Raw genomic sequence first — 25,947 nt, 5'->3', positions numbered from 1 at the left:
CGGGCGCTCTGGCTGAGGGTGAACGCGCGGCACAGGATCCAAAGCGGACGATGGCGGGCCTGCCGTCACGTCAGACTGCCAGCAAACCTGTCAATAGACGCGGATGGCGGAGACGTGGTCGTTGAGGAATTTGTCGAGCACGGGCTGGCTGGCCAGGATGCGGTTGCAGTAACTTTTGAAATCGCGGTCGCGGCAGGCGGCGACGGAGACGTCGCCCTGGATCGACACCGAGGAGAAGCGGTTGTCGAGGTGATAGAGCAGCAGGTCGGTGAAGACGCGGCCGGAGCCGAGGCAGAGGGAAGGACCGGTATAGTTGCGCCCTTCATAAAAGCACACTTCGCCGGGGCCGCCGGCGGCATAGTTCAGGCGGCCGGGCTGGCCGAAATCGAGATTGCCTAGTGCGGTCCAGCCGCGGGGCTGATGATCGCCCACCAGGCACCAGAGGCCGGAGCAGCGATAGACGGTGACGTCGAGGTCTTCGCCAATGGTGCCGACGGCGTCGTAGCGCACGCCGGGCCCCTCGAACAGGGTCAGGGTGGCGGTGCTGGAGGCGGGGGTGCCATAGCCGGTGTCGCTAGCGGCAAAAGCCGCAGGCACGGCCAGCAGGATCAAGCCGGAGAGGGCGATAAGCAAGTGGCGCGCGCGCTGCAACATGGGTGGGAACTCCGGTACACTGCACTGAATTGGGGCGATCCTATCGCGCGAAGCGCCGGCATCCAAGCGGCATTGTTGTGGGGTGGGTAAAAAGCGTTGGGCTTGGGGTGAGGGAGGGGGTATTGGGGCGAGGAGGGACCCCCACCTTGATCCTCCCCCTGGGAGGGGGAGGTGTCGACTGGGGATTTTGGGATGATGATGTCGGTGTTAGCGGCGGCGCCCTCCCCCTATTAGGGGAGGCTGGGTAGGGGGCGAGGGCCCGGATATTGGGGTGGGGGAACCCCCACCGCCATTCGGGCGTAGCCCTCATGGCCTTCTTCGCTTAAATCGCTCCACTGGAGCGATTTATCCCTTCGAGCCGCTTCAAAGTCCTCCCCCTGGGAGGGGGAGGTGTCGACTGGGGATTTTGGCTATTAAGCTGTGCGTGCGGCTAGCGGACGCGGAGGGAGACGATGGATTCGTCGTAGTCGCCGAGTTGGGCGGCGCTGGTGGTGTAGGTGCGGCAATCGCGGAAGTTGCGTTCGGCGCAGACCTGCACCTCGAGACCGTCGGGGTTGTCGATCGAGCGGAAGCTATAGGCGTTGCGGCCGAGGTCGCGGACGCTATCGCCTTCCTCGAAGCATTGGCTGTCGCCGTTGAAGCGGGTGCGATCGTAGAAGCAGACCTCGGCCGAGCGCGACGGGGGATCATAGACCGGCGGGCGCGGACGGCCGGGATTGGTGGGAAAGACGCCGGGATTGCCGTTGCCGACGCCGATATTGATGCTGGGGCCGCCATTGCCGCCCAGATTGAAGCCGAAGGACAGGCCCGGATTGCGCGGATCGGCGGGGCGACCGCCCTGGGCACTGAGATAGCTGGCGGAAATCCAGCCATCCGGGCCTGGCTTCTGGACATAGCAGAACGCGCCTTCGCAGCGCTGCACATCCACCGGCGTGCCGCTCTGGACCATGTCGACGACCGCGAAATTGGTGCCGGGACCGGAGCGCACGTTGACATTGGAGGTCACGACGCCAGGCGCCGCCTGGGCGGATGGCAGGAAAACGAGCGCTGCGGCGGCGGCGACGGCGATGCCGGTCGCTACATTGAGCAGCATGGTGCGGGTGTGGCGGTTCATGAAGTCGCTCCTCGGCGATGACGCTAGTAGTGTGCAGAAACGGGACAGGCTGGAGAAGAGTTCCTGTGTCCCGCAGGATTGACGGCCTTTTCAGCATTCACCAGCTGAATGGGAAGTGAACGACATCAGGACGCGATGGGGCGCTTGGCGCCGTGCTCGTCGAGCGCGACATAGACAAAGCGGGCCTCGGTGACCTTGACGCGATCGGCGAGGCGATTGCGACGGGCCCAGGCTTCCATGGCGACGGTGATCGAGGTGGTGCCGACGCGCTCGATGGTGGTGTAGACGCAGAGCACGTCGCCGACCTTGACCGGGGCGATGAAGGTCATCGCCTCGACAGCCACGGTGACGGTGCGGCCCCTGGCGCGCTCGTGGGCGGCAATGGAGCCGGCGATATCCATCTGGCTCATCACCCAGCCGCCGAAAATATCGCCGGCAGGGTTGGTATCGGCGGGCATGGCCAGGGTGCGGATGGTCAGCTCGCCCTTGGGGTCGGTGCCGCTTGCTTGCATGATCAGGGTCCTTTTACCGGCCAGCGGCCGACAGCTTCTTCCCAATGCCGGCGGCACAGGGACAGATAGACGGATTTTTCGATGGCGACCTGATCCCCGTCGGTCAGCACCCGGCCATCGAGCCCCTGGCGGACCACCATGGTCGCCTTGGCGCCGCAGGAACAGATGGTGCGAATTTCGCGCAGCACGTCGGCAATGGCAAGCAATTCGGCGGAACCGGGAAACAGCTTGCCCTGGAAATCGGTGCGCAGGCCAAAGGTCATCACCGGAATGCGCAGGCGATCGGCGGTGCGGGCGAGCTGCCACACCTGGTCGTGGGACAGGAACTGGGCTTCATCGACGAAGACGCAATCGACCTTGGCGGTTTCGGCCTCGTCGCGGATGAGCTGAAACAGATCGTCGGTGGCCGAATAGAGCGCCGCGGGCTCGGAAATGCCCAGGCGCGAGCTGATGAGGCCGACATTGTTCTCGGCATAAAGCGCGGAGGTGAACAGCAGGGGGCGCATGCCGCGCTCGCGGTAATTGTAGGCAGCCTGCAGCAGCAGGGTGGACTTGCCCGCATTCATGGCCGCATAGGAAAAATAGAGTTTGGCCATGGTCCGCGCGTCAGGTTTCGATTGCCCGGTTGTGCCGGAGCCGGACCCGGCGCGCGAGAGGCAAACGCGGTTGCTCCACACAAAAAGAGGCCGCCCCGAAAGGCGGCCCAAATGCCGATTGGGGTCGGCTCGAGCCGGGCTGGCGACCGGGCTCGCGTGACGTGCCGGGCGCGGCGTTGGGGCAACGCGGGGCCGGGCGGTTCGGACCGATGGGGTAAAGGCCGGAACCAGGAGGAGCCTAGGGGCTTGATGTGACAGCGCAATGACCGGGATGTGACTGTGGAAAAGCGTGTTCGCCGTGTCCGTTCAGCGGGCATTCAGCTTGCCGGCGGCAGGCTGGGGCGGGTTACAAACGCGGAGGCGTGGATGTCGGGTCTTGGTCGGTTTGCCGTGGTGCTGGGGTTGCTGGCGGCGAGCGTGATGCCGGCCCTGGCATCGCCTAATGGCGTGTGGGAACTGGATACGCGCGACACGCGCATTCAACTGCAATTGTGTGGCGACGGCACCCAATTGTGCGGCATGCTGGTGTGGTTGTCGGACGCGGACTACAACGCGCAATATCGGCGCTACCTGAATACGCCCGTGGCGACGGGCATGGCGGCGGCGGGCCCGGGGCGCTGGAAGGGCACGCTGCAGCTGTTGGGATACAAGATGTCGGGCAGTATCACGCAGCAGAGCGAGGACCAGATGACGCTGTCGGGCTGTGCGTTCCTCGTGGTGTGCAAGACCTACCAGATGGTGCGGCACAGCCCATGAGCCGGCATGGGGCATTGCGCAGCGGCATCGTTTTGGCAGGCCTGTTGGCGGGGCCGGCGGCCTGGGCGGCATCGCCGGTGGGGATCTGGGAAATCGAGATGGGCGACTCGCGCTATCGGGTCGAGATGTGCGGGGACGGCACGCAATTGTGCGGCACGCTGATCTGGCTGGGCAATGGCGCGGACAATGCGGAGAACCTGCCCTATCTCAACACGCTGCTGATCGACCATGCCGGGCCAGTGACGCCCAATGAATGGCAGGGCGACCTGCACCTGTTCGGGCAAACGGCCGGCGGGACGATCACGCAGGTGGGCGACGATGAAATCGTGATCGAGGGCTGCGTGGCGCTGGTGATCTGCAAGACGTATCGGCTGTTTCGGTATGGGGAGTGAGTAGGATGCGCTGGTGGTAAGAACCCCTCATTCTGACATTTCTGCCGGACGCAGAAATGTCAGGGTGATGACTGGGTACTATCGGTGCTGTCTCCTTCTCCCCTTGAGGGAGAAGGTGCCCGGAGGGCGGATGAGGGGTCTCTTACTTATGCATTGAAGCATGCTATGACGCAGGACCCCTCACCCTGACATTTCTGCTGAACGCAGAAATGTCTGTCCCTCTCCCACAGGGGGCGAGGGGTGACGACTGATAGTTCTTGGCTCAGTCTCCTTCTCCCCTTGAGGAAGAAGGTGCCCGAAGGGCGGATGAGTTACTGGACCGGGGATGTCGTGCGGGTGCCGAGTGCGGGGACGATTTCGACCAGGAGGATGGCGAAGAGGATGAGGGCGGCGCCGGCGTAGCCGATGGCGGGCAGGCGTTCGCCCAGGAGGATGGCGCCGCCGAGCGCGGCGAACAGGCTTTCCGATGACAGGATGATGGCGGCATTGGCGGGCGGCACATATTGCTGGCCGACGGCCTGGAAGGTGAAGGCCACGGCGGTGGAGAAAATGCCGGCATAGGCGATTTCCATCCAGCCGCCCATGATGCCGCCAAGGCTGGGGGTTTCGAGCGCCAGGGCCAGGGCCAGGGCGACGGCGCCGGCGACGAAGAAGCTGATGCAGGACACCAGGATCGGCTGGCCGGTCACGCTGGCGATGTGGCCGAGCATCAGCACGTGACAGGCCCAGAACAGGGCGCTGACGATGACCAGGATGTCGCCGGCGTTGAGCGTGTCGAGGCCGCCGCCATTGAGATAGTAGATGCCGACCAGCGCCAGGGGCATGCCCACCCAGACGACCGGGTGGGGCCAGGCGCGAAAGACGAGCAGGGCGATGGCGGGCACGAACAGGACGTAAAGACTGGTCAGGAAACCGCCATTGGTGACGGTGGTGGTGAGCAGGCCGGCCTGTTGCAGCCAGGAGCCGATGAAGAAGGCCAGGCTCATGACGGCGATGAACAGCCAGTTGGCTTTGGTGAGATGAACGGACTGTCGGCGGCGTTCGAGCAGGGCGACGGGCAGGATGACGAGGCCGCCGAGCAGGTAGCGCAGGCCGATAAAGGTCAGCGGACCCATCGATTGCATGGCCGATTTCTGCACCACGAAGGCAAAGCCCCAGAGCATGGTGCAGAACAGGAGCAGGGCAATGGCGAGGGGGCGGGGCATGGGGGCTTTCAGGGTGGTTCGGGGTGTGGGGCGAGAGACCCCCTCATCCGCCCTTCGGGCACCTTCTCCCACGAGGGAGAAGGGGAAGGAGCCGTGAGACTGCAGTCGACCCTTCTCCCCTCGTGGGAGAAGGTGGCGCGTAGCGCCGAGTGAGGGGGCGCTACTTCAATTCGGCGTCGAGGGCGGCGATGGCCTGCTGGATTTCGGCGGGGGTGGTGTAGTGGACGAAGGAGAGGCGGAGGACGCCGTGGGCGGGGGGGATGCCGAGGGCTTCGAGCAGGCGGTAGGCGTAGAAGTGGCCGCCGCCGGCCATGATGCCGTGCCGGGCCAGGCGGGCGGCAACGGTGGCGCCGGGTTCGTTGAGGGCCAGGGCGATGGTGGGGGCGCGTAAAGCGGGATCGTCGGGGCCGATGAGGCGCACAGCATTTTTGGCACGCAGATAATCGAGCAGGGGCGTGGCGAGGGCGATTTCCTGCGCGCGCATGGCGTGGTGGGCGCGCTCGAAGGGGGTTTCGCCCGGGGTGGCGGGACCGGCGAGGTCGGCGACGGTTTCAAGATAATCCACCATGCCGGAGGCGGCGGCGATCTGGGCGTGGTCGGGGCCGGCGGGGGTCAGCCGATAGCGGGGTTTTTCGTTGTTGAAGAAGTGGCCCTGGTTGGGCAGGTCCATCGCCAGCGACGGGCGCACGGCCATAACGCCCTGGTGGGGGCCATAGACCTTGTAGGCGGAGAACAGATAGATATCGACGCCGAGCGCGGCGATATCGGGCAGGCCATGGGGGGCGTAGCTGACGCCATCGATGACGGTGACGGCACCGATGGATTTGGCGCGGGCGGCGATTTCGGCGACGGGATTGATCTCGCCGGCGACGTTGGAGCAGTGGGTCGCGGCGATGAGGCGGACCTTGGGGTCGAGCAGGGCATCGAGGCCGGCCAGCGCCAGGCGGCCGGTCTGCGGATCGACCTGCCAGTCGCGCACGTCGATGCCGCGGGCGGCAAGGCGGCGCCAGGCGCCCGAATTGGCCTCGTGATCCTGGTTGGTGACGATGATGGCATCGCCGGGCTGGAGCCAGGCGCCGAAGGCATTGGCCAAAACGTAGCTGTTGGCGGAGGAGGAGGGGCCGAAATGGATCCAGTCGGCGCCCACATTGAGGGCCTGGGCCAGGCGGGTGAAGCTCAGATCCATGGCCTCGCCGGCCGCGCGGGAAGCGGGGTAGGCGGCATAGGGCTGCACCTTGGTGGCGCGGACATAGTGGTCGAGCTTGTCCATGACCTGGCGCGCCATATAGGAGCCGCCGGCATTTTCGAAGAAAGCCTGGCCGTGAAGGGAAGGTTCGGCAAAGGCTGGAAACTGGGCGCGCAGGCGGGCCGGGTCGAGAGGCAAAGCGGTCATGGGATCGGTCCAGTCGGTGGGTGGCCGATAGGTAGATCATGATAGGGGCGGGCGCAACACGGGCACGCCCCGGTCCTTTGCGGGACCGGGGGCGTGGCAGGCCGAAACGATCAGCCGTCGATGGCGGCGGGGTCGGCGGCGGCCGGTGCTTCGGGGGCAGGCGGCGCGGGCGGGGTTGCCGGAGCCATCATGCCGGGGCGCGGGCGATGGTGCTGGCCGGGACCCATGTCGGGCCGGCCATTCATGCCCATGTGGCGCTCGCGCTGGGGCATCAATTGGGCCTTCTGCTCATCGCTCAGGCTGGCGAAAAAGGCTTCGAAGGCGGGCTGGACGGCGGTCAGGGCATCGACATGGGCGTTTTCCAGAGCAATGCGCTGGTCCAGCTGTTCCACCATGTCGGGGCGCTGGGCGGTTTGGCTGGGTGCGGCCGGACGGGTTGCGTCCACCACACCGGCGAAACTGGCCTGGGCGGCGAGTGCGTCGGTCTTGAGGGTTTCCAGCAGGGTTTTCTGCTCGTCGGTCAGATCGATGCGGTGGGAGAGCCGGACCAGCGCGATTTCGAGATTTTCGCCACCGCGGCCGAAATCGAGGATCTGGCCGAGCATGCCGGCGCCGCGACGGCCGCCTGGATTGCCGGCATGGCGATCGGGGCCATTGCCGCGCTGCTGGTGAACATTGGGGCCATCGCCCCGCTGCTGATGAAACTGCCCGAAGCTGGGCTGATCGGCCTGCTGGGCCATGACGGGGGCCACGGCGGAAAAGCCGATGGTGGCCGTCATCACAGCGATAATGGCGGTCGTGGAGATCGTCTTCATGGGGTAGGTCCTTGTGCATGGGAGCCGGTCGGTCCGGCATGGGAAACTTAGCCCGTCGCACCTGCTCACGACCTTGCGGGGAGATGAACACTTGGACAGGCTGGTAAGGTCACAACGCGAAAGAGCGGCATTTGATCAATATCGTTAGCAATCCGTTTCCACCGGACGAGACGCTGCGCGCCTTATGGCTGGCGGCCTGGGGCGAGGCGGGGCCGGCAAGCTTCCAGCCGATCCTGGAGCGCAGCCTTGCCCATATCGGGGCCTATGACGGGGCGCTGCTGGTGGGGTTCGTCAATGTGGCGTGGGACGGGGGTAGCCACGCGTTCATCCTCGATACCTGCGTCGCCGGGGACTATCAGCGGCGCGGCATCGCTACGCGGTTGGTGGCGGCAGCCGTGGAAGCGGCCCGGGCGCGCGGCGTGCGATGGCTGCATGTCGATTTCGAGCCGCGGCTGGACGGGTTTTATCGGGGTTGCGGGTTCGGGCCGACGGCGGCAGGGCTGATGGCACTGGACTAGGGGGGAAGCACAGCGCAAGAAAAGGGCCGGCGTGGGCCGGCCCGGAGGGTCGTCGGGACGGTGAATTGGGAGGTCAGCCCTCGCCGTTGCCGGGTTTCCAGTCGAGGCGAGAGCGCCGGCGGGGTGTAGCTTCCGCCGGCAAGGCGCCACGCAAGGCAATACGCGTCACCTCAAGCAAAACCGTCAAAACGAGCAGGGTCAGCGGAATCATGAACACGGCCACCTGGGTGTCCGCATTGCGCGCCAGGCTTGCCGCGGTCGCCGGGGTAATGCCCGCCGCCAAGGCCGCAGCCGCTCCCACGCCGATCAGGGCGCTGGAGACGATCGCATAGAGCCTGAAACTTTTCCGCCCTGGAGACGTAGATTTGTGCATGGGATCGCGTCTCGCTCATTGTTGCCGCAAGCGTCACTAAACAGACGGAATACGCACAGAGTTTGTATCGATCGGGGTCAAGAGCGTACCATTTGAGGGCAGAACTGTGGCGCCGCGCGCATGGTGCGTACTGCGCCGCGATATCCAGGGGAAAACGATCATGCGGGTTATATTGGCTCTGGCATTGATGATGGCGCTGCTGCTGCCCGCAGCGGCGCAGTTGGACGAGGCGCCCTGGCAAGCGTCGGTCACCGGGCAGATCGAAGCGTTCCGAGCGGGGGATGGCGTCACGGCGCTCGATCTGGCAGGCGCGGGCTTCAAGACGCAGTTCAAGGATCCCAACGATTTCATCAAGGCCATCGCTTCGTCGGGCTATGGGCCGATCGTGGCATCGCGCTCGCATAGTTTTGGCGATTTCACCAAGGTCAGCGAGACGATGGTGATGCAGGTGGTCAAGTTCGTCGGCCCGGACCAAGGGCTTTACGAGGCGCTGTACCAGATGACCAACGAGCCCGATATTGGCTGGCGCGTCGAGGGCGTGGTGCTGCGCAAGGAAGAGGGCGTGGGGATTTAGCGCCTCACGGTTTGGCGTATTGTGCCGGCTAGCGTTGCGATGGCGAGCGTCGGGCGGGTGGCACGACGCTCGTGGTGATGTTGGGCCCGCGCCGTCATGGACAGGACGATTTGCCGTGGATCGGCCCTGCCATGGTGGCGCGATAATTAGCATGGCCAGGGCGCGCCGGGTTGAGGCAATGAGGTTGATGACCCCGTGCGGCGGACGGGGCAGGGTGGTGGGCGCGTCGACCGCGTGCAGGTTCTGAGGATTGCCCCATTGGTCTTGATAGAGGGTACGGGACAGGTAGCTGCTGGGAATTATCATTCTATACTTCCTTTGAAACGATTCAATCGGTGAACGCACGGGGCGTTGAATCGGTTCAATCTGCTGCAAGGGCGGCTTTTGGTCAAGCGAAATTTGAACCGATACAAGTCTTGTGATAGGGAGCCGGGGATGATCAAGACAGCAAAGACGATATCGGGGACGACGCAGGCCAAGGTCAAGCTGGCGGACGTGGCCAAGAAAGCGGGGGTGTCGCAGGGCACGGCGTCCAATGTGTTCAGCCGACCCGCTATCGTGCGCGATGAAGTGCGCGAGCACGTGCTGGCCGTGGCCAAGGCCATGGGGTATGGCGGGCCGAGCCTGACGGGACGGCTGCTGCGCGCCGGCAAGGTCAACGCCATCGGCGTCGCCGCGATCGAACCGCTCAGCTATTTCTTCGAAGATCTGTGGGCGCGGCAGCTGATGAGCAACATTGCGGAAATCTGCGACGCGCGGGGCGCGGGTGTCGCGCTGGTCTCGGCGCTCAACGACGAACGCATGGCCTGGAACATTCAATCGGCGCTGGTCGATGGCTTTATCCTGCTGTGCGTCGAGGGTGGGGAGAAACTGGTCGAGATCACCAGGCAGCGGCAATTGCCCTATGTCGCGCTGGCGATCGGCGCGGAGGACCAGTCGATTCCAGCGATCGGGGTGAACAATGTCGCCGGGGCGCGGGTGGCAGCCGAGCATCTGCTCGGGCTGGGACATTGGCGGCTGGCGATCCTTGCGACCGAAATGAGCCGAGGTCACAGCGGGCCGATCTCGGAGGCGCAGGTGCGCGCAGCGACCTATTCGACCTCACGGGACCGGGCCATCGGCTATTGGCAGGCCCTGGAGGCGGCCGGGGTCGATCGCGCCAGCGTGCCGATCTTTGAAACGCGCGAAAACGGCGCCAGCACCGATGCCGTGATGGCGCTGATGTTCAAGGCGCCGGCGCCGCCGACGGCGATCCTGGCAATGTCGGACAAGATTGCCATGCATGCGGTCGACTGGTTGTTTCGCCACGGGCGGACGGTGCCGGGGGACGTGTCGGTGGTGGGCTTTGACGGTGTGCCCGAGGCTGCGGTGGCCACGCCCAAGCTGACTACGCTGGTCCAGCCGATGGACGAGATCGCCCGCCGCGCCGTGGACGCCATCCTGGGCGGGACCCAGATCAGCGGCCGGCACGTGCTGGACGGACAATTGGCGATCCGCCAAACCACGGCGCCGCCACAGTCGTCGTGACCGTTGCCGCAATTCGTGCGAGCCATCGATTTTTCTCTTTCCCAGCGGCTTGCCCGGTGGGGCGACTGGTTTTATCACTGCGCCCGATTTGAGGAGGCGGTGGCATGGGATTTTTGTCCGACGCATTGGGGCGCGTGGCCCCGTCGGCGACGGTGGCGATCAGCCAGAAGGCCCGCGACATGCAGCGCGAAGGGCGCGACGTGATCGCGCTTTCGGCGGGAGAGCCCGATTTCGACACGCCGCTCAATGTGCGCCAAGCCGCCATAAGGGCGATGGGCGAGGGCAAGACGCGCTATACCAATGTGGATGGCATAATCGAGCTGAGGGAAGCGGTCGCGGCCAAGTTCGGGCGCGATAACGGGCTGCAGGTGACGGCGGCGGATTGTTTCGTGTCGTCGGGCGGCAAGCAGATCATCTTCAATGCCTTGATGGCAACGCTCAATCCGGGCGATGAGGTCGTGGTGCCGGTGCCCTATTGGGTCAGCTATCCTGAAATCGTGCGCTTGTGCGGAGCCGAGCCGGTGTTCGCGGTGGCCGATGCGGCCACGGGGTTCAAGCTGAGCCCGGCGGCGCTGGAGGCGGCGATCACGCCGCGCACCAAATGGCTGATCCTCAACACGCCATCCAATCCGACCGGGGCCGCCTATAGCGCCGCCGAGCTCAAGGGGCTGGCGGCGGTGCTGCTGCGCCATCCGCATGTGCATATCCTGACCGACGATATCTATGAGGTGCTGGTTTATGACGGGGGGCGGTTTTCAACCATTGCCCAGGTGGAGCCGGCGCTGCAGGCGCGCACGCTGACGATGAACGGGGTGTCCAAGTCCCATGCCATGACGGGCTGGCGCATCGGCTATTGCACGGGACCGCGGCCGCTGCTGGCGGCGATGACCAAGCTGCAAGGGCAATCGACCAACAATGCCAGCTCGATCTCGCAATGGGCGGCGGTGGAGGCGCTGAACGGGAACCAGGATTTCCTGGCCGAGTGGCGCAAGGTGTTCCAGGGCCGGCGCGACCTGGTGGTGCAGGGGCTCAATGCCAATACCGGGCTCGATTGCCTGGTGCCGGAGGGGGCGTTCTACGTGTTTCCATCGTGCCAGCGGCTATTGGGGAAGACTTCCGCGGGCGGGAGCCTGTTGGCGAACGACGAGGATTTCGTGCTGGCGCTGCTGGAGGAAAGCGGGGTGGCTCTGGTGCATGGCGCGGCGTTCGGGCTGCCGGGGCATTTCCGGCTGAGCTATGCGGCAAGCAATGGGGAGCTGGAAGAGGCGGTGGCAAGAATCCAGGGGTTTTGCGCTGGGATCAGCTGAGGGTTCGCCGGGAAAGAATGGGTTCCCGCTTGCGCGGGAATGACGCCGCGTAAAGGTCCGCGAGGCGAGCACGCCTGCCCAAGACATGCAGCGTCTTACTTGCCCATCCAGCTCATGAAGCTGGTGGTGTCGGCGCCGGCGTCGGCGAACATCTGGGTGAGTTTGGTGGTGGTGGCGTAGCTGTCCACGGCGGCCTGGTAGAAGCTGTCGCTCCAGCCGGCGGCCTGGCGTTCCTCGGCGCTCATCGAGGAATAGATGGAGATGATGTTCTGGCTGAAGGCGGTGGGATCGCTGGACTTGGCGGCGCTTTGGAAGCCGGCAAGCAAGGCGGCGCCGCTCTTGGCGCGCATGGCGGTATTGGCGGCGCCCACTTCCTCGGGGGAGAACTGGCTGCCCGAATTGAGCACCATGGCCGATAGCGAGCGGCTGTCGAAGGTGGACAGGTCGATATAGGTGCCGACCTTGGTGTTCTTGTTGAAGGTGGGTGCCTTGCCGCCGGCGACGGCGTCGGCGTATTTCTTGTCGAGCGTGCTGCGCACGTCGCCGGCAACATCGGTGATATCGCGCGGTGCTGTCGTTTCGCCGGCTTCCGCCAGAGCCAGGTAGAGCGCGATCGGATCGTCCTTGACGTCGGGCAGGGTCTTGGGATCGGTGGCGAGTTGCTTGCCGGCCTCGGTGAGGGCCGCGCGGGCGGCGACGGTCTTGGCGTCGGCACGTTCCTCGGGGCCCATTTTATCGAGATAGTCGGCGGCGGCCTGGTAGAGACCGGCATAGCTGCCGGTGACATCGGCGATGGCAGCGGGGCCGGCCATGGCGGCATCGAAGCGGCGCTGCATCTCCAGGCCCGACGCGGTTTTCTCGTCGGCGGTGAAGCTGTCATCGCTGCTGTTGGCGATGGCGAACAGTTCGCGCGCGTCCAGGCCGGTCATGTCCAGCGCCAGCTTGCCGCCTTGCAGGGGCGAGGTGCGGCCGGCGCCGGTCAGCGACGCCGTCAGTTTCTGGCGAGCCTCGCCGAGGACGGTGGCGAGGTCCTTGACCTGGAGCGCAGCCTTGGCGGCATCAGACAGGGTGACGCTGGTGGCGGCGCTTTCGCTGGTGCCAGCCGGGGCAGGGGTGGTTGCCGAGGTGGTCTTGGCGCTGTTGGCAATGGCGGTTGCGGCCAAGTTGGCATAGCTGGTGGCAGAATAGGCGGTGTTGACGCTGACCATGATCAAGGCCCTCCAAAGGTGGCGAAACCGATGCGCTGGCTGGAGCAATGCAAGCGCCGTGCCGCGCCGAAAGGGACGGTAATGGGGAGTTTCTGATCGACGGAGGGTGTCGGGCGGCAAAAGCTGCCGGGATGTGGGCAAGAATGAGCGGGCAATAAAAGGCCCCGCCCGAGGGGATGGGCAGGGCCAGGGGTCGCGGCCGAAGCCGAGACCTTGAAGGAGCGATCGCCACGATCGATCGCGCTGAGGCAATTATCTGCCCGGGCCGTGTTGCAAGCAAACGCACAATGGGAAGGCCAGCCATGCAGATTTGGCGACGCTTGGCCGGGACCCAAAAAAAAGGCTCCATCCGAAGATGGAGCCTGACGATAGGGCCGAAGCCAAATCCAAAGTGAGGGCCCAGCGCAAGGGAGGAGGATATGCGCCGAACCGGTGGACCCAAGCCGAGGGAGGAGGATACGGCTTGAACCCGGTGTCGCGTAAAGCCGGCCGAGGGAGGATGATACGGCGGGCTTCGCAGCGACAGGAGCATGTATATATTTTGACCGAATGGTCAGCAATGGGATGGTGGGAATGTCAGCTATGCAAATGAACTCGGTCTTCAGGCCAGGCCGGCCTGCAAACCGCAATCCTCTGCACTTGCGGTGCTCGATGATCAGGGTTTTCGACTCAGCCTGACCAGAGGCCCTTCGTCCATTTCCCTTGGCTTTCGACGACAAAGAAAAAAGGCCCCATCCGAAGATGGGGCCTGACGATCGGCATAAGCCTGATCCAAAGTGGGGCAGAGAGCAAGGGAGGAGGATATGCGCTCTGCCGTTGAACCCGGATCGAGGGAGGAGGATACGATCCGAATTCGGTGTCGCGATACAGGAGACCGAGGGAGGAGGATACGGTGTCCGTCTCAGCGACAGTCACACTATGCGCACTGCCGACTGAATGAGCAATTAACATGGCTGTATGCCAGCCATGCATATATCGCAGGCATTTGCTCACGCGCTGGGCAAAAAATATGGCCCCGCTCGAGGGGAGAGCGAGGCCATACAATGCAGGGCAAGCCCCGCAAGCAGGGAACGCAACAGGCGCCAGGGAGGGAGCACCCGTCGTGTTCCGATGCATATAGGGGCGCCTCCACAGGCTCACAACCGGATGGCCGGCATGTCAGCCATGCATCAGGTGGGCGGCCGAAATTCGGGTTTCGAATCAATGCAATGTTGTTGGCGCTAGTCGGCAAAGATGCTCGTCAGGGTGCCGACAAAGCTTTGGTCGTTGGCCAGCACGATGTCCTCGATACGCCATGCCGGGGGCAGGCCCGTCTCGGTTTCGACCGGGACCAGCAACAGCGTATCGGTGTAGTTGGCGTCGGGATAATCGGTGAAGCTGTAGCGGATTTCGACGCCGGCTTCGGCAGCGTGGGTGGTGACAGTGCCGACGCGGCAGCCATCGGCGTGGTCGGGAAAACTGCGCCAGGGCAGGCCATCGCCCAAAGGCGGCTTTTCGTCGGGCGCCCGGGCTTGAATAACGGCATTGCGGGTTTCGGCAGTGGCAATGGCGGCAGTCAGCTTCGGGGTCAGCAGGGCCTGGGCCGGGGCCATGTCGTCGCCCAGGCTGGCAAAGCAGAAGATCTGGCCAATCTGCTCAGGCGAGAGGCCGCGCGTCTGGGCCAAGGCAGGCGTGCTCAGGGCAGCGAATGCGAGGAGCGCGAGGTGCAGTTTCACGACAGGTCCCCCAATGGTGCGTGGCCAGAATGTGCCGAGGTGGATGAACCAGAGCTGAGCGCGGTTGGAGCGCAGGAAACCTCTAGAAGCTCCACTCGCGGGCCTTGCCGACGAGGAAATCGCGGAACACGCCGACGCGCTTGGAATTCTTGAGGGCGGGGGGATAGACGAAATAGGCTTCGTATTCGGGAATGGAAATTTCGGCCAGGACCTGGACCAGGCCGTCTTCCTCCTCGGTGACATAAGCAGGCAGCATGGCGATGCCGATGCCGGCGCGGGCGGCCTGCATCATGCCATAGACGGCGTTGACCTTGAGGACGGCGCGGCGCGGGCTGTTGTCGGCGCGGCCGAGGCGCTCGAGGAAATTGATATCGCCAAGATAGGACGGCACCGGCTCGCCGAAGCTGATGACGCGGTGATTGTCGAGATCCTCGATATTGCGGGGCATGCCGTATTCGGTGATGTAGCTCTGGGAGGCATAGAAATAATTATGGACGGTGAACAGCTTGCGCTGGATCATCTCGGACTGGTTGGGCCGGTGCAGGCGAATGGCCACGTCAGCCTCGCGCATCGCCAAGTCCAGTTCGGCGTCGTTAAGGCGCACTTCGAGCTGGATCAGCGGATAGAGCTTGAGGAATTCATCCAGCCGCGAGGACAGCCAGGTCGAGCCGATGCCCACGGTGGTGGTGACGATGAGCGGGCCCGTGGGAACGTCCTGGCTCTCGGACATCTGGGTTTCCACCTGCTGGAGTTCCCAATGCATGCGGTGGGCGGTGCGGAACAACTGCTCGCCGACCTCGGTCAGGACCAGGCCGCGGGCGTGGCGGATAAAGAGCTTGAGCCCCAGATCATCTTCGAGCGCTGAAATCTGCCGGCTGACGGCGGACTGGCTCATCCCCAGCTTTTCGGCGGCATGAGTGAAACTGCCCGACTCGGCGGCGGTGTGGAAAATCCGGAGCTTGTCCCAATCGAGCATTTTGACGCTTTCTCGTTGTTTGGCAGGCTACTCCGCCGCCTCGGCTAACGCGTGTTCGGCCAGAAACCGTTCGGCATCGAGAGCCGCCATGCAGCCCATGCCCGCGGCAGTAACGGCCTGACGATAGACATCGTCGGTCACGTCGCCAGCCGCGAAAACGCCTGCGATATTGGTCTGACTGCTCCCTGGCTTGACCTGAAGGTAGCCTCCCGGCTTCATGTCGAGCTTACCAGCAAAGATGGATGTGGCCGGAACATGGCCGATGGCGACGAAAACACCATCGATCTTCTGCTCATAGGTGCGGCCGGTGGACAGATCGCGCAAGGTCACCGAATTGACCGAGGGGGGCATGGGCGTGCCGCCGATTTCGGCGATTTCGGTGTTCCAGCGCACCTCGATGCGGGGGTTCTTGAACAGGCGATCCTGCAGGATGCGCTCGGCCCGGAACTCGCCGCGCCGGTGAACGACGATGACCTTGGAGGCAAAATTGGTGAGGAACAAGGCTTCCTCGACCGCGGTATTGCCGCCGCCGACGACGACCACTTCCTTGTTGCGATAGAAAAAGCCGTCGCAGGTGGCGCAGGCGGAGACGCCGAAGCCCTGGAATTTCTGTTCGGATGGCAGGCCCAGCCATTTGGCCTGGGCGCCGGTGGCGATGATGATGCTGTCGGCGGTGTAGATATCGCCGCCGTCGCCAGTGAGCACGAAGGGGCGGCGATCAAAATCGATGGACACGATCAAATCGCTCACCATACGAGTGCCGACATGAACGGCCTGTGCCTTCATCTGGTCCATAAGCCAGGGGCCCTGGACCACGTCGGCAAAGCCAGGATAGTTTTCGACATCGGTGGTGATGGTCAATTGGCCACCGGGCTGGATGCCCTGAATCATCACCGGCTCCAGCATGGCGCGCGCCGCATAAATGGCAGCGGTGTAGCCGGCAGGACCAGACCCAACGATGATGACTTTCGCGTGCATCGACGCTCTCCGATTTAGACGAAGCTCCCTCATCCCAGATTAAGGGGCGATGGGGCGTTGTTTCAAGGCCAAGAGTCCGTGCACAGCGCCTCAGACGGCTCAATACACCGAAATGTCACACCCTTGGTGAGCAAATGCTCAATAAGTGGGCGTCAGGCGCGCAGCATCGGCATGACTATTACCGCCGTTCAGATATTGCCATAGCGGGCTAGACGTATTTGATCTTGAGGATCTCATAGCTCCGCGCTCCGCCGGGAGCGGAAACCTCGAACGAATCGCCCTCGGACTTGCCGATCATAGCCTTGGCGATGGGCGAGGAAATGGAAATACGGCCATCCGAAGCATTGGCTTCGGGATCGCCGACGACCTGGTAGGTCTTTTCTTCCTCGGTATCCTCATCGACATAGGTCACGGTAGCGCCGAACTTGACGGAGGTGCCGCTCAGCTTGCTGACATCGATGATGTCGGCCAGCGCCAGCAGCGATTCCAACTCCTGGATGCGGCCCTCGTTGAGGCTCTGTTGTTCCTTGGCAGCCGAATATTCGGCATTTTCGGACAGATCGCCATGCGCACGCGCTTCGGAAATCGCCTCGACGATGCGACGGCGCTCGCTGGCGGTGCGATGCTGGTACTCGGCGGTCAGGGCCTGGTGGCCACCGATCGTCATCGGAATCTTGTCCATTCGTCTTGCCTCCATCGGCACGGCATAAAGTGTCTTCCTGCCAAGCTCCGTTCGGCATCACCGCGACGATAATCTTTGGGGGAAGAGTGCTGCAAGTTGCCCGCCCTGTGCCTTGCGGTCAAGCGGGGTCGATCAGGGAGATAGGCGTGTGCACAGCCCGTTGCAAGTTTTGCGCGTGGCCGATGAGCAGGGCTTGGGCAAAAGAAAAGGCGCGGCCTCCCAACCGCGCCGTTTCAAAGCTTTATAGAGCGATCAGGACGGGACGAGATTGTCCGCGGCGGATTTGCCGGTGCGCTTGTCCTTGACGATCTCGTAGGCGATTTTCTGGCCCTCATCGAGGCCGTTGAGGCCTGAGCGCTGGACCGCAGAGATGTGCACGAACACGTCCGCCCCGCCTTCGTCAGGTTGAATGAAGCCAAACCCCTTTTGGCCGTTGAACCATTTTACGGTGCCAGTTGCCATGATGCGCGTTCCCTCGCAGTCGCTAATCTAAGCTGCCCCGGCCACAATGACCGTGACTTGGTTGATATCGAAATATCGGAAAGTGACGTCAGCAGGGGCGAATGGTGTTCGCGTCATCAGATCGGTCGGCCGCAATATTCGATGCAACCAGCGTAGCGCGAAAAAATCGTGCGTTCAATATGTCTTAACACATGGCAAAATGCCCGGCTGACCAGAGGGTCAACCAGGGGGCAGACAGCGCTTTCACCACTAAACACCGGACCTGGAATTGGCCGGCGCCGACGCAGGTTGATCCTGGCAAGGCAGCAAAACCCTGCCAGGCGCGTCTCACTCATAGCTGCGCCGGATGGCAGCGGGATGAACACGGGCGGGTTTAACGCAGGCGGGCCGGTAATGCATCGTCCGCTTTGTCGCAGCAGCCGTGATTGGACCATGCGACGATTGCAATTGGCGCGGCTTTGCGGCACTCCGCTGGCTTGCGGCCACCATTGGGCCGGATGAGGCCGAGCTTGAGCAAATCTATCCGTGCCTCTGGCGATGCGATTGCGGACCGGCGCGCCGGCCATGCCCATAACTACGCGACCGACGGCGATTTCGGCGCTGCCGCCGAGGTGATGGCGCAGGCACTAGAGCGCGCGCCCGACTGGGCCGCCGGCTGGGACCTGCTGGGCGGCTATCATGAGAAGGCCGGCGACGTGGCGGCGGCGCTGGCGGCCTGGCGAAGGCTGGAAGCGCTGGACGACGAGGGGGTGTTTGGCGCCGGTTTGAAACTGGCGGTGCATGGCGCTTCAAGCGCTGCAGCGGGCACGGCGGAAGGCTATGTCGAAGCCTTGTTCGATCAATATGCGCCGGGGTTCGAGGCGGCCCTGGTGGATCGACTGGACTATCGGGTGCCTGAACTGCTCGATGGCTTGCTGGACGAGACCATGGCGGAACTGGGGATCGACAAATTTGCGGCGGCGCTCGATCTGGGGTGTGGCACCGGGCTGATGGGCGCGCGATTGCGCGCCAAGGTTGCCAGGCTGGAAGGCATCGATCTTTCGGCGGCGATGATCGCCGAGACGCGGCGCAAGGGAATTTACGACTATCTCGAAAAGGCCGAACTGACCCAATATCTCGCCCGGCGCGACGCGCAAGCGGATTTGATCACGGCGGCCGATGTGTTCATTTATTGCGGGGCGTTGCCGCCGGTCCTGGCAGCGGTGGGCCCGGCGCTGCGGCCGGGGGGACTGTTGGCTTTTTCGCTGGAGGTGCACGACGGCGAAGAGGCGGTGTTCCTGCGACCGTCGCTGCGCTATGCGCATGGGGTGGACGCGACACGGCTGGCGCTGGCCGATGCCGGGCTGCAGGTTCTGCAATTCAAGCTGGCAACATTGCGCCAGGACCGCGGCGCGCCGATTGCCGGCATGCTGATCGTGGCGCGCAAGCCGGCGTGAGCTAGTGGAGACGGTTATGAGCAATGCGATCTACGATTTCCGGTCCGACACGGTGACGCAGCCCGGCGCCGGGATGCGGGCGGCAATGGCGGCGGCCGAAGTGGGCGACGACGTTTACGGAGACGATCCCACGGTCAACCGGCTGCAGGGGCGGATGGCGGAGATGCTGGGCAAGGAGGCGGCACTGTTCGTGCCTTCGGGGACGATGTCGAACCTGTTGGCGCTGATGAGCCATTGCGGGCGGGGCGAGGCGTTCATCGCCGGGCAGAACGCGCATTGCTATGCCTATGAGGGCGGCAATGCGGCGGTGCTGGGGTCGATCCAGCCGCAACCGCTCGAGCATGAACGCGATGGGACGCTGCGGCTCGAGAAGGTGGCTGCCGCGATCCATGGCGATCGCGACATTCACCACGCGCCAACGCGGTTGCTGGCGCTGGAGAATACGATTGGCGGAAAGGTGCTGTCGCTCGATTATATGCGCGCGGCGGGGGCGTTGGCGCGCCGGCACGGGCTTGGGTTTCACCTCGACGGGGCGCGGGCGTTCAATGCCTGCACGGCCTTGGGCGTGGACATCGGCGTGTTCGCCGCCCCGTTCGATACGGTGTCGATCTGCCTGTCCAAGGGGCTGGGTGCGCCGGTCGGCTCGGTGCTGGTGGGGCCGCGCGCGCTGATCGAGCGGGCCAATCGCAATCGCAAGATGCTGGGCGGCGGGCTGCGGCAGGCGGGCATCCTGGCGGCGGCGGGGCTTTATGCGCTTGATCATAATGTAGCGCGGTTGGCCCAGGATCATGCGCTGGCGCAGCGCCTGGCGGAGGGGCTGGCGCAGTTTGCTGCGCTTACGGTGACGATGCCGGATACCAACATCATTTTCGTCGACATGGACGAGCGGCTTGGCGACCGGTTTACCACGTACCTCAATGCGCATGGCGTGCGCATCAATGGCAGCTATGGCAAGCAGCGCTGGGTGACGCATCTGGATGTGGATGAGAGCGCGGTTGAAACGGCGCTGGGGCAGGTGGGGGCGTTCTTTGAGACGCAGGCGGCGGGATAACCCGCCGCCAAAGGTTCAATCGTGGCCCAAAGCGCGGCGGATGGCGATTTCGACAGGCGAATAGTCGCCATCGGGCCGGTCGAGGGAAAGCGGCTCGGCCGGTGCCAAGGGCGGTTGGGCCATGAACTTCACGCGCTGGCCGCGGTTCTTGTCGGCGGCGTGAACCAGGAACGGATGGCAAAGATAGACGGTGCCGGCTGGTCCGGTGGCGATGGTGCGCGGGCGCGAAGCGCTGGCGGCGAAGCCATCGGCGGCCATCTGGTGCATAGTCATGCCGCGTTCACCCGCCGGCTCAAGTTTGCGCGCCGTGTCCCAATGAGAACCGATCGAGATGCGGGTGGGGGCATCATCTTCGCCGACGTCGGAGAACAGGAACAGCATCAGCAGCGCGCGGTCGCGCGAGACGATGTTGGCGCGCGAGGTGAAGATATCGTTGGGGTCGTCCTCGGGCAACTTGAAGCTGACATCGATATGCCAGCCGGCATCGCCCGGGTCTTGCTCCGAGGGGAAGCGGATCGGGAAGGTGCCGAGCCCGTGGCGTGGTTCCCAACGGCCGGGGCCAACCAGAGAGTCGAAGGCACCATGCAGGAGCGGGGTGTTACAGACGGCATCGAAGATGGGGCCACCATAGCCGCCGAGGCGGATGACCGGCCTGGTCCAGGTGGCTGGATCGTCGGGATCGCAGCCGGTTTGCTGCCAGAGGAAGGCGCGGGCCTCGTCGGCCAGTTGACGCGGGAAGGCGTTGTCGATGCGCACGAAGCCATCGGCGATGAATTGATCGATCTGCGCTGGCGTGAGCGCGTGGGGGGAATTGGGCATGATTGCTCGCAGTTTCGCGTGCCATTCGGGGAATGGCGGAAAAGCCGGCGCGGGGCGCGGCTCAATGGCGGGTTCAGGCTGCGCTTAAGCGCAGAGGAGCACGGCGAATTTGAATGAGCGGGTCATCATCATGGTGGCTGCAGCATAGCGGCCAAGTGCGGAAGGTCAAGCCGGGTGGCCTTGCGGGATAGCGTCGAGATGGTCTATACCAGTGGTCTATACCAAGGAGGCAAATCATGACAATGGCGAAGCTGTTCAAGAATGGCCGCTCGCAGGCGGTGCGGTTGCCCAAGGAATTTCGCTTCGAGGGGGAGGCGGTCAATATACGCCGCGAGGGGAATGCGGTGATATTGGAGCCAGTGGCGACTGTGGAGAAAGACCCCTGGGCCTGGCTCGATACGATGCCGGGGGAACTGGATGAGGATTTCGTCAAGGCAGCTCTCGATCGGCCAGGCTGGTCCGACGACGATATTGATCCGGAAGTGCTGAAATTCTTCAAGTGAGATTTCTGCTCGATACCAATGTCATGATCGCCATCATGCGCAGCAATCATCGGGTCGGCGAGCGCGTCAGGCAAAATGGAAACGGCACCTTGGGCCTGTCCACGATCGTGCTGCACGAGTTGTATTTCGGAGCTTATAACTCGAGCCGCGTCGCCCAAAACCTGGCATCGGTCCGGGGCATCGACATGCCAATCGTCGACTTCAATAGCGAGGATGCGTTTGCGGCCGGCGAAATCCGTGCACATCTGGTTGCCGAAGGTCGCATGATCGGCCCTTATGACTTGCTGATCGCGGCACAAGCCACGACGCGCGATCTGATCATCGTCACCCACAATACGCGCGAATTTGCGCGGGTGCCGGGGTTGCGGCTGGAGGATTGGGAGACCGGCTAGAAGCCTTGCTGGCGCATCCAGGTGCAGGCGTTGGGGTCGTTGTCCAGCGCGCAGGCGCGGTTGGCCTGGAGCAAGGCCATGTAATAGTTGCACTGGTTAGGATCGCCGCCATAGCAGTTGGAGCCGATGGCGTAGACGCGGCAGGCGAGCTCGAAGCCGCGGATCTGGCATGATGTCTGGTGATAGGGCAGGCAGTTTTCCAGCCGCGCCGTGGTCAGGCAGGCGCTTTCCAGATTTTCGCTGGCACCCGGCTGTGCGCATTGCAGCGGATAGCCATTCTCGTCGCGACCGCAGAGCGCTTCACTGTCGTAGGCTTGGGCAAAAGCGAGCGGAACGAGAAAGGTGCTCGGGCTGGCGAGGAACAGCAAGGCTGCGCACAATAAACGGAGCAGTCGCATCATGAACTCCCCAAGCCGTATGGCGGTGAATACAGCATGGGGACCTGTCATATGCAATTTAAATCAGTATCGCTAACGAAACGTCTGTCGCGCGTGATTGTGGTTGCAGTTCAGGCGCTTGCCGCGAAGTAGTCCTGCAGGGAGCGGACGGTGAGGCTGCCCTGCTGGAACGCGACGATGCCCTCCACGGCGGCGATGGCGCCGGGGATGGTGGTGTAATAGGGGATGCGGCCCATCAGGGCGGTGCGGCGGATATCGCGGCTGTCGCTGATCGATTTGGCGCCGTCGGTGGTGTTGATCACCAGCTGGACGCCGCCATTCTTCATGGAATCCACGATGTGCGGGCGGCCTTCGAGCACCTTGTTGATCTTGGTGGCGGGGACGCCGTTTTCGACCAGGTAGCGCTGCGTGCCGCTGGTGGCGAGGATGGTGAAGCCGGCGCTGACGAGGTGGCGCATGGAATCCACGATGTGGTCCTTGTCGGCATCGCGCACCGAGACGAACGCCACGCCGGACGAGGGCACCTTGGAGCCGGCGCCCATTTGCGACTTGGCAAAGGCCATGGCGAAATCGGTATCGAGGCCAATGACTTCGCCGGTGGACTTCATTTCGGGTCCGAGCACCGTATCAACGCCGGGGAAGCGGTTGAAGGGGAAGACGGCTTCCTTGACGGCGATGTGCTTGAAGCTTTTTTCCACGAGGCCAAAGCTGGCCAGGGTTTCGCCGGCCATGATGCGGCTGGCGATCTTGGCGATCGGTTCGCCGATGACCTTGGCGACGAAGGGCACGGTGCGGCTGGCGCGCGGATTGACTTCGAGCAGGTAGATGACCCCGTCCTTGAGCGCGTATTGCACGTTCATCAGGCCGCCGACCTTGAGGGCGAAGGCGAGTTCGGCGGTCTGGCGCTTGAGTTCGGCGATGATGTCGGGGGAAAGGCTTTGCGGGGGCAGCGAGCAGGCCGAGTCGCCCGAATGAATGCCGGCTTCCTCGATATGCTCCATGATGCCGCAGATGAACACGTCCTTGCCGTCGCACAGGCAATCGACATCAATCTCGATGGCGTCGGAGAGGTAGCCGTCGAACAGCAGGGGATTGTCGGAGAGGACCGAATTGATCTGGCCGGTCTTGTCGTTGGGATAGCGCATCAGGATATCGGGCGGCACGAGGCCGGTCAGCGTGTTCTGCACATAGCGCTCGAAATCGGCAGGGCCATGGGCGATGGCCATGGCGCGGCCGCCCAGCACATAGGAGGGGCGGATGACCAGGGGATAGCCCAGGCGTTCGGCAACAAGGCGGGCCTGTTCAAGAGAATAGGCAATGCCGTTCTTGGGTTGATTCAGCTGCAGGCGCTTGAGCAGCTTGGAGAACAGGTCGCGATCCTCGGCCAGGTCGATCGAGTCGGGCTGGGTGCCCAGGATCGGCACGCCGGCGCGCAGGACGGCATCGGCCAGGTTGAGCGGGGTCTGGCCGCCGAACTGGACGATAACGCCGTGCAGGGTGCCATTGGCCTTTTCGGTCTCGAGGATTTCGATGACGTCTTCCTCGGTCAGCGGCTCGAAATAGAGGCGGTCGGAGGTATCGTAATCGGTGGAAACCGTCTCGGGATTGCAGTTGACCATGATGGTTTCATAGCCCGCCTCGCTGAGCGCGAAGGCGGCGTGGCAGCAGCAATAATCGAACTCGATGCCCTGGCCGATGCGGTTGGGACCGCCGCCGAGGATGACCACCTTCTTGCGATCGGACGGACGCGCTTCATCGGCCACGGTGCCGGCAAAGGGCTGTTCATAGGTGGAATACATGTAGGCGGTTGGCGAGGCGAATTCGGCAGCGGAGGTATCGATGCGCTTATAGACCGGGCGGACGAAGAGCGTGTGGCGCAATTTGCGCACGTCGGCGGGCTGCACGCCGGCCAGTTCGGCCAGGCGCCGGTCGGAAAAGCCCATGGCCTTGAGGCTGCGCAGGGCCGCGGCATTGTCGGGCAGGCCAAGCTGGCGCACCTTGGCTTCCATCGCCACGATGCCGGCTATCTGCTCGATGAACCAGGGATCGATCTTGCAGGCTTCGTGGATATCCTCAAGGCTGGTGCCCAGGCGCATGGCTTCGGCGACGTGCAGGAGCCGGTCGGGCGTGGGTGTGCCCAGGGCGGCGCGGATGGCGTTGTCGTCCTCGCCTTCGCCGAGGCCCGGAATGCCGATTTCGTTGAACCCGGTCAGCCCGGTTTCGAGCGAGCGCAGGGCTTTTTGCAGCGCTTCCTGGAAGGTGCGGCCGATGGCCATGGCTTCGCCGACCGATTTCATCGAGGTCGTGAGCCGATTGTCGGCGCCGGGGAACTTTTCGAAGGCGAAGCGGGGGATCTTGACCACGACGTAGTCGATGGACGGCTCGAAGCTGGCGGGGGTCATGCCGCCGGTGATGTCGTTGTCGAGTTCGTCCAGCGTGTAACCGACGGCGAGGCGCGCGGCCACCTTGGCGATAGGAAAGCCGGTGGCCTTGGAGGCGAGCGCCGAGGAGCGCGAGACGCGCGGGTTCATTTCGATGACGACCATGCGGCCATCGGCGGGGTTGATGCCGAACTGCACGTTGGAGCCGCCGGTTTCGACACCGATCTCGCGCAGCACCGCCAGCGAGGCGTCGCGCATGATCTGGTATTCCTTGTCGGTCAGGGTCAGCGCCGGGGCGACGGTGATCGAGTCGCCGGTATGGACGCCCATCGGATCGATGTTTTCGATCGAGCAGACGATGATGCAGTTGTCGTTCTTGTCGCGGACGACCTCCATCTCGTATTCTTTCCAGCCGAGCACGGATTCCTCGACCAGAACTTCATTAGTGGGGGAGGCGTCGACGCCGCTTTCGACGATGGCGAGATATTCCTCGCGATTGTAGGCAATGCCGCCGCCGGTGCCGCCCAGGGTGAAGCTGGGGCGAATGATGCAGGGCAGGCCGATCACGTCGAGCGCCTGCAGCGCCTCGATGGTATTGTGCGCCAGCATGGAGCGAGGGGTGTCGAGGCCGATCTTTTTCATGGCGTCGCGGAACAATTCGCGGTCCTCGGCCTTGTCGATGGCTTCGGCGGTGGCGCCGATCATCTCGACGCCGAACTTTTCGAGCACACCCATCTTGCGCAGCGACAGGGCGCAATTGAGTGCGGTCTGGCCGCCCATGGTGGGCAGGAGCGCATCGGGGCGCTCCTTTTCGATGATGCGGGCGACGACCTCGGGGGTGATCGGCTCCATGTAGGTGGCGTGGGCCAGGTCCGGATCGGTCATGATGGTGGCCGGATTGGAGTTCACCAGGATGATCCGGTAGCCCTCTTCCTTGAGCGCCTTGCAGGCCTGGGTGCCGGAATAATCGAACTCGCAGGCCTGCCCGATGATGATCGGACCCGCACCGATAATGAGGATCGATTTGATGTCGGTACGTTTTGGCATGGCGCTCGGCTCGCTGGGCTCGCGGCACGCCGAAGAATCGCGCGCCATAAAGGACCGCCTGCGCCTGAGGCGCGCGGCAACGGGGCGCTGCGGCGCTTGGGTCAGGCTTGGGCGTGGTGGTTAAGGGGGCTGTCTAGCCCAAGAGCGGGGGGAAGGGAAGAGC

Annotated in this window: 27 protein-coding genes; 10 read left to right on the top strand and 17 right to left on the bottom strand. The window is 63.9% G+C overall.

Annotation, left to right across the window (positions count from 1 at the left end; all coding sequences use genetic code 11):
* Positions 1-90: 90 nt before the first annotated feature.
* The 4 genes from ACFE8X_RS11080 to ACFE8X_RS11065 all read right to left on the bottom strand — a co-directional run bounded on the left by ACFE8X_RS11080 (position 91) and on the right by ACFE8X_RS11065 (position 2,876).
* Positions 91-654: a peptidase inhibitor family I36 protein gene (locus tag ACFE8X_RS11080; RefSeq protein WP_375451532.1), complete on the bottom strand. Its 564-nt coding sequence runs from the start codon at positions 652-654 to the stop codon at positions 91-93.
* Positions 655-1,084: 430 nt separating this feature from the next.
* A complete protein-coding gene (locus ACFE8X_RS11075; RefSeq protein ID WP_375451531.1) occupies positions 1,085-1,768 on the bottom strand; it encodes an SH3 domain-containing protein in 684 nt (227 codons plus the stop codon).
* Between the two features lie 125 nt (positions 1,769-1,893).
* Complete coding sequence (locus ACFE8X_RS11070; protein WP_375451530.1) at positions 1,894-2,280, bottom strand: acyl-CoA thioesterase; 387 nt, start codon at positions 2,278-2,280, stop codon at positions 1,894-1,896.
* Positions 2,281-2,282: 2 nt separating this feature from the next.
* A complete protein-coding gene (locus ACFE8X_RS11065; protein WP_375451529.1) occupies positions 2,283-2,876 on the bottom strand; it encodes a thymidine kinase in 594 nt (197 codons plus the stop codon).
* 366 nt (positions 2,877-3,242) lie between these two features.
* On the opposite strand from ACFE8X_RS11065, the gene ACFE8X_RS11060 reads away from it, so the two are divergent.
* Both ACFE8X_RS11060 and ACFE8X_RS11055 read left to right on the top strand, forming a co-directional pair.
* Complete coding sequence (locus ACFE8X_RS11060; protein ID WP_375451528.1) at positions 3,243-3,632, top strand: hypothetical protein; 390 nt, start codon at positions 3,243-3,245, stop codon at positions 3,630-3,632.
* Positions 3,629-4,024, top strand: a complete 396-nt coding sequence (locus ACFE8X_RS11055; RefSeq protein ID WP_375451527.1) for a hypothetical protein — start codon at positions 3,629-3,631, stop codon at positions 4,022-4,024. The genes ACFE8X_RS11060 and ACFE8X_RS11055 overlap by 4 nt, the downstream gene beginning before the upstream one ends.
* Positions 4,025-4,335: 311 nt before the next feature.
* Here the strand turns inward: ACFE8X_RS11055 and ACFE8X_RS11050 are convergent, their stop codons facing one another.
* The 3 genes from ACFE8X_RS11050 to ACFE8X_RS11040 form a co-directional block, all read right to left on the bottom strand.
* Positions 4,336-5,229, bottom strand: a complete 894-nt coding sequence (locus ACFE8X_RS11050; protein ID WP_375451526.1) for a DMT family transporter — start codon at positions 5,227-5,229, stop codon at positions 4,336-4,338.
* A 160-nt stretch (positions 5,230-5,389) separates the two neighbouring features.
* Positions 5,390-6,622 carry an aminotransferase class V-fold PLP-dependent enzyme gene (locus tag ACFE8X_RS11045; protein WP_375451525.1) on the bottom strand — a complete coding sequence of 411 codons (1,233 nt, stop codon included), beginning with the start codon at positions 6,620-6,622 and terminating at the stop codon, positions 5,390-5,392.
* 110 nt (positions 6,623-6,732) lie between these two features.
* Positions 6,733-7,437, bottom strand: coding sequence for a Spy/CpxP family protein refolding chaperone (locus ACFE8X_RS11040; protein WP_375451524.1), 705 nt, complete (start codon positions 7,435-7,437; stop codon positions 6,733-6,735).
* Positions 7,438-7,568: 131 nt separating this feature from the next.
* On the opposite strand from ACFE8X_RS11040, the gene ACFE8X_RS11035 reads away from it, so the two are divergent.
* Complete coding sequence (locus tag ACFE8X_RS11035; protein ID WP_375451523.1) at positions 7,569-7,955, top strand: GNAT family N-acetyltransferase; 387 nt, start codon at positions 7,569-7,571, stop codon at positions 7,953-7,955.
* Positions 7,956-8,028: 73 nt separating this feature from the next.
* On the opposite strand, the gene ACFE8X_RS11030 is transcribed toward ACFE8X_RS11035, so the two are convergent.
* A complete protein-coding gene (locus ACFE8X_RS11030; protein WP_375451522.1) occupies positions 8,029-8,328 on the bottom strand; it encodes a hypothetical protein in 300 nt (99 codons plus the stop codon).
* A gap of 160 nt (positions 8,329-8,488) precedes the next feature.
* Here ACFE8X_RS11030 and ACFE8X_RS11025 point away from each other — a divergent pair, with 160 nt between their 5' ends.
* The 3 genes from ACFE8X_RS11025 (at position 8,489) to ACFE8X_RS11015 (ending at position 11,736) form a co-directional block, all read left to right on the top strand.
* Positions 8,489-8,902: a DUF4864 domain-containing protein gene (locus ACFE8X_RS11025; protein WP_375451521.1), complete on the top strand. Its 414-nt coding sequence runs from the start codon at positions 8,489-8,491 to the stop codon at positions 8,900-8,902.
* 435 nt (positions 8,903-9,337) lie between these two features.
* Positions 9,338-10,429: a LacI family DNA-binding transcriptional regulator gene (locus ACFE8X_RS11020; protein ID WP_375451520.1), complete on the top strand. Its 1,092-nt coding sequence runs from the start codon at positions 9,338-9,340 to the stop codon at positions 10,427-10,429.
* 104 nt (positions 10,430-10,533) lie between these two features.
* Positions 10,534-11,736: a pyridoxal phosphate-dependent aminotransferase gene (locus ACFE8X_RS11015; RefSeq protein ID WP_375451519.1), complete on the top strand. Its 1,203-nt coding sequence runs from the start codon at positions 10,534-10,536 to the stop codon at positions 11,734-11,736.
* Between the two features lie 95 nt (positions 11,737-11,831).
* Here the strand turns inward: ACFE8X_RS11015 and ACFE8X_RS11010 are convergent, their stop codons facing one another.
* The 6 genes from ACFE8X_RS11010 to ACFE8X_RS10985 all read right to left on the bottom strand — a co-directional run bounded on the left by ACFE8X_RS11010 (position 11,832) and on the right by ACFE8X_RS10985 (position 17,757).
* Positions 11,832-12,944, bottom strand: a complete 1,113-nt coding sequence (locus tag ACFE8X_RS11010; protein WP_375451518.1) for a hypothetical protein — start codon at positions 12,942-12,944, stop codon at positions 11,832-11,834.
* A gap of 1,220 nt (positions 12,945-14,164) precedes the next feature.
* Positions 14,165-14,659, bottom strand: a complete 495-nt coding sequence (locus tag ACFE8X_RS11005; RefSeq protein ID WP_375451517.1) for a hypothetical protein — start codon at positions 14,657-14,659, stop codon at positions 14,165-14,167.
* A gap of 82 nt (positions 14,660-14,741) precedes the next feature.
* Positions 14,742-15,635, bottom strand: coding sequence for a LysR family transcriptional regulator (locus ACFE8X_RS11000; RefSeq protein ID WP_375451516.1), 894 nt, complete (start codon positions 15,633-15,635; stop codon positions 14,742-14,744).
* Between the two features lie 27 nt (positions 15,636-15,662).
* Positions 15,663-16,613, bottom strand: coding sequence for a thioredoxin-disulfide reductase (gene trxB, locus ACFE8X_RS10995; RefSeq protein WP_375451515.1), 951 nt, complete (start codon positions 16,611-16,613; stop codon positions 15,663-15,665).
* Positions 16,614-16,821: 208 nt separating this feature from the next.
* Positions 16,822-17,295, bottom strand: coding sequence for a transcription elongation factor GreA (gene greA, locus ACFE8X_RS10990; RefSeq protein ID WP_375451514.1), 474 nt, complete (start codon positions 17,293-17,295; stop codon positions 16,822-16,824).
* 252 nt (positions 17,296-17,547) lie between these two features.
* Positions 17,548-17,757: a cold-shock protein gene (locus ACFE8X_RS10985; RefSeq protein ID WP_375451513.1), complete on the bottom strand. Its 210-nt coding sequence runs from the start codon at positions 17,755-17,757 to the stop codon at positions 17,548-17,550.
* A gap of 509 nt (positions 17,758-18,266) precedes the next feature.
* Between ACFE8X_RS10985 and ACFE8X_RS10980 the strand changes: the two genes are divergently transcribed.
* Positions 18,267-19,193 (top strand): class I SAM-dependent DNA methyltransferase, encoded by a 927-nt coding sequence (locus ACFE8X_RS10980; protein ID WP_375451512.1) that lies wholly within the window; start codon positions 18,267-18,269, stop codon positions 19,191-19,193.
* 16 nt (positions 19,194-19,209) lie between these two features.
* Positions 19,210-20,244 (top strand): low-specificity L-threonine aldolase, encoded by a 1,035-nt coding sequence (gene ltaE / locus ACFE8X_RS10975; protein ID WP_375451511.1) that lies wholly within the window; start codon positions 19,210-19,212, stop codon positions 20,242-20,244.
* A 15-nt stretch (positions 20,245-20,259) separates the two neighbouring features.
* Here the strand turns inward: ltaE and ACFE8X_RS10970 are convergent, their stop codons facing one another.
* The gene (locus tag ACFE8X_RS10970; RefSeq protein ID WP_375451510.1) at positions 20,260-21,063 is read right to left on the bottom strand and encodes a phytanoyl-CoA dioxygenase; all 804 of its coding nucleotides are present in this window, start codon (positions 21,061-21,063) and stop codon (positions 20,260-20,262) included.
* Positions 21,064-21,299: 236 nt separating this feature from the next.
* On the opposite strand from ACFE8X_RS10970, the gene ACFE8X_RS10965 reads away from it, so the two are divergent.
* Both ACFE8X_RS10965 and ACFE8X_RS10960 read left to right on the top strand, forming a co-directional pair.
* The gene (locus ACFE8X_RS10965; RefSeq protein ID WP_375451509.1) at positions 21,300-21,566 is read left to right on the top strand and encodes an antitoxin; all 267 of its coding nucleotides are present in this window, start codon (positions 21,300-21,302) and stop codon (positions 21,564-21,566) included.
* Entirely contained in the window at positions 21,563-21,958 is a 396-nt protein-coding gene (locus ACFE8X_RS10960; protein ID WP_375451508.1) for a type II toxin-antitoxin system VapC family toxin, read from the top strand. Before ACFE8X_RS10965 ends, ACFE8X_RS10960 begins: the two co-directional genes overlap by 4 nt.
* On the opposite strand, the gene ACFE8X_RS10955 is transcribed toward ACFE8X_RS10960, so the two are convergent.
* Together ACFE8X_RS10955 and carB are read right to left on the bottom strand one after the other, a co-directional pair.
* A complete protein-coding gene (locus tag ACFE8X_RS10955; RefSeq protein WP_375451507.1) occupies positions 21,955-22,359 on the bottom strand; it encodes a hypothetical protein in 405 nt (134 codons plus the stop codon). The genes ACFE8X_RS10960 and ACFE8X_RS10955 overlap by 4 nt on opposite strands.
* A gap of 107 nt (positions 22,360-22,466) precedes the next feature.
* A complete protein-coding gene (carB, locus tag ACFE8X_RS10950; protein ID WP_375451506.1) occupies positions 22,467-25,784 on the bottom strand; it encodes a carbamoyl-phosphate synthase large subunit in 3,318 nt (1,105 codons plus the stop codon).
* Positions 25,785-25,947: the final 163 nt, after the last annotated feature.

Origin of the sequence: uncultured Devosia sp., assembly GCF_964244875.1 — a bacterium.
Taxonomy (GTDB): Bacteria; Pseudomonadota; Alphaproteobacteria; order Rhizobiales; family Devosiaceae; genus Devosia.
Note: the sequence above shows the minus strand (reverse complement) of the source record. Positions and strands in the feature narration are given on the sequence as shown.

What these genes read in the sequence shown, in the direction of transcription:
- ACFE8X_RS11080 (WP_375451532.1), bottom strand. Translation starts at nt 654, where the DNA reads ATGTTGCAGCGCGCGCGCCACTTGCTTATCGCCCTCTCCGGCTTGATC.
- ACFE8X_RS11075 (WP_375451531.1), bottom strand. Translation starts at nt 1,768, where the DNA reads ATGAACCGCCACACCCGCACCATGCTGCTCAATGTAGCGACCGGCATC.
- ACFE8X_RS11070 (WP_375451530.1), bottom strand. Translation starts at nt 2,280, where the DNA reads ATGCAAGCAAGCGGCACCGACCCCAAGGGCGAGCTGACCATCCGCACC.
- ACFE8X_RS11065 (WP_375451529.1), bottom strand. Translation starts at nt 2,876, where the DNA reads ATGGCCAAACTCTATTTTTCCTATGCGGCCATGAATGCGGGCAAGTCC.
- ACFE8X_RS11060 (WP_375451528.1), top strand. Translation starts at nt 3,243, where the DNA reads ATGTCGGGTCTTGGTCGGTTTGCCGTGGTGCTGGGGTTGCTGGCGGCG.
- ACFE8X_RS11055 (WP_375451527.1), top strand. Translation starts at nt 3,629, where the DNA reads ATGAGCCGGCATGGGGCATTGCGCAGCGGCATCGTTTTGGCAGGCCTG.
- ACFE8X_RS11050 (WP_375451526.1), bottom strand. Translation starts at nt 5,229, where the DNA reads ATGCCCCGCCCCCTCGCCATTGCCCTGCTCCTGTTCTGCACCATGCTC.
- ACFE8X_RS11045 (WP_375451525.1), bottom strand. Translation starts at nt 6,622, where the DNA reads ATGACCGCTTTGCCTCTCGACCCGGCCCGCCTGCGCGCCCAGTTTCCA.
- ACFE8X_RS11040 (WP_375451524.1), bottom strand. Translation starts at nt 7,437, where the DNA reads ATGAAGACGATCTCCACGACCGCCATTATCGCTGTGATGACGGCCACC.
- ACFE8X_RS11030 (WP_375451522.1), bottom strand. Translation starts at nt 8,328, where the DNA reads ATGCACAAATCTACGTCTCCAGGGCGGAAAAGTTTCAGGCTCTATGCG.
- ACFE8X_RS11025 (WP_375451521.1), top strand. Translation starts at nt 8,489, where the DNA reads ATGCGGGTTATATTGGCTCTGGCATTGATGATGGCGCTGCTGCTGCCC.
- ACFE8X_RS11020 (WP_375451520.1), top strand. Translation starts at nt 9,338, where the DNA reads ATGATCAAGACAGCAAAGACGATATCGGGGACGACGCAGGCCAAGGTC.
- ACFE8X_RS11015 (WP_375451519.1), top strand. Translation starts at nt 10,534, where the DNA reads ATGGGATTTTTGTCCGACGCATTGGGGCGCGTGGCCCCGTCGGCGACG.
- ACFE8X_RS11010 (WP_375451518.1), bottom strand. Translation starts at nt 12,944, where the DNA reads ATGGTCAGCGTCAACACCGCCTATTCTGCCACCAGCTATGCCAACTTG.
- ACFE8X_RS11000 (WP_375451516.1), bottom strand. Translation starts at nt 15,635, where the DNA reads ATGCTCGATTGGGACAAGCTCCGGATTTTCCACACCGCCGCCGAGTCG.
- trxB (WP_375451515.1), bottom strand. Translation starts at nt 16,613, where the DNA reads ATGCACGCGAAAGTCATCATCGTTGGGTCTGGTCCTGCCGGCTACACC.
- greA (WP_375451514.1), bottom strand. Translation starts at nt 17,295, where the DNA reads ATGGACAAGATTCCGATGACGATCGGTGGCCACCAGGCCCTGACCGCC.
- ACFE8X_RS10985 (WP_375451513.1), bottom strand. Translation starts at nt 17,757, where the DNA reads ATGGCAACTGGCACCGTAAAATGGTTCAACGGCCAAAAGGGGTTTGGC.
- ltaE (WP_375451511.1), top strand. Translation starts at nt 19,210, where the DNA reads ATGAGCAATGCGATCTACGATTTCCGGTCCGACACGGTGACGCAGCCC.
- ACFE8X_RS10970 (WP_375451510.1), bottom strand. Translation starts at nt 21,063, where the DNA reads ATGCCCAATTCCCCCCACGCGCTCACGCCAGCGCAGATCGATCAATTC.
- ACFE8X_RS10965 (WP_375451509.1), top strand. Translation starts at nt 21,300, where the DNA reads ATGACAATGGCGAAGCTGTTCAAGAATGGCCGCTCGCAGGCGGTGCGG.
- ACFE8X_RS10955 (WP_375451507.1), bottom strand. Translation starts at nt 22,359, where the DNA reads ATGATGCGACTGCTCCGTTTATTGTGCGCAGCCTTGCTGTTCCTCGCC.
- carB (WP_375451506.1), bottom strand. Translation starts at nt 25,784, where the DNA reads ATGCCAAAACGTACCGACATCAAATCGATCCTCATTATCGGTGCGGGT.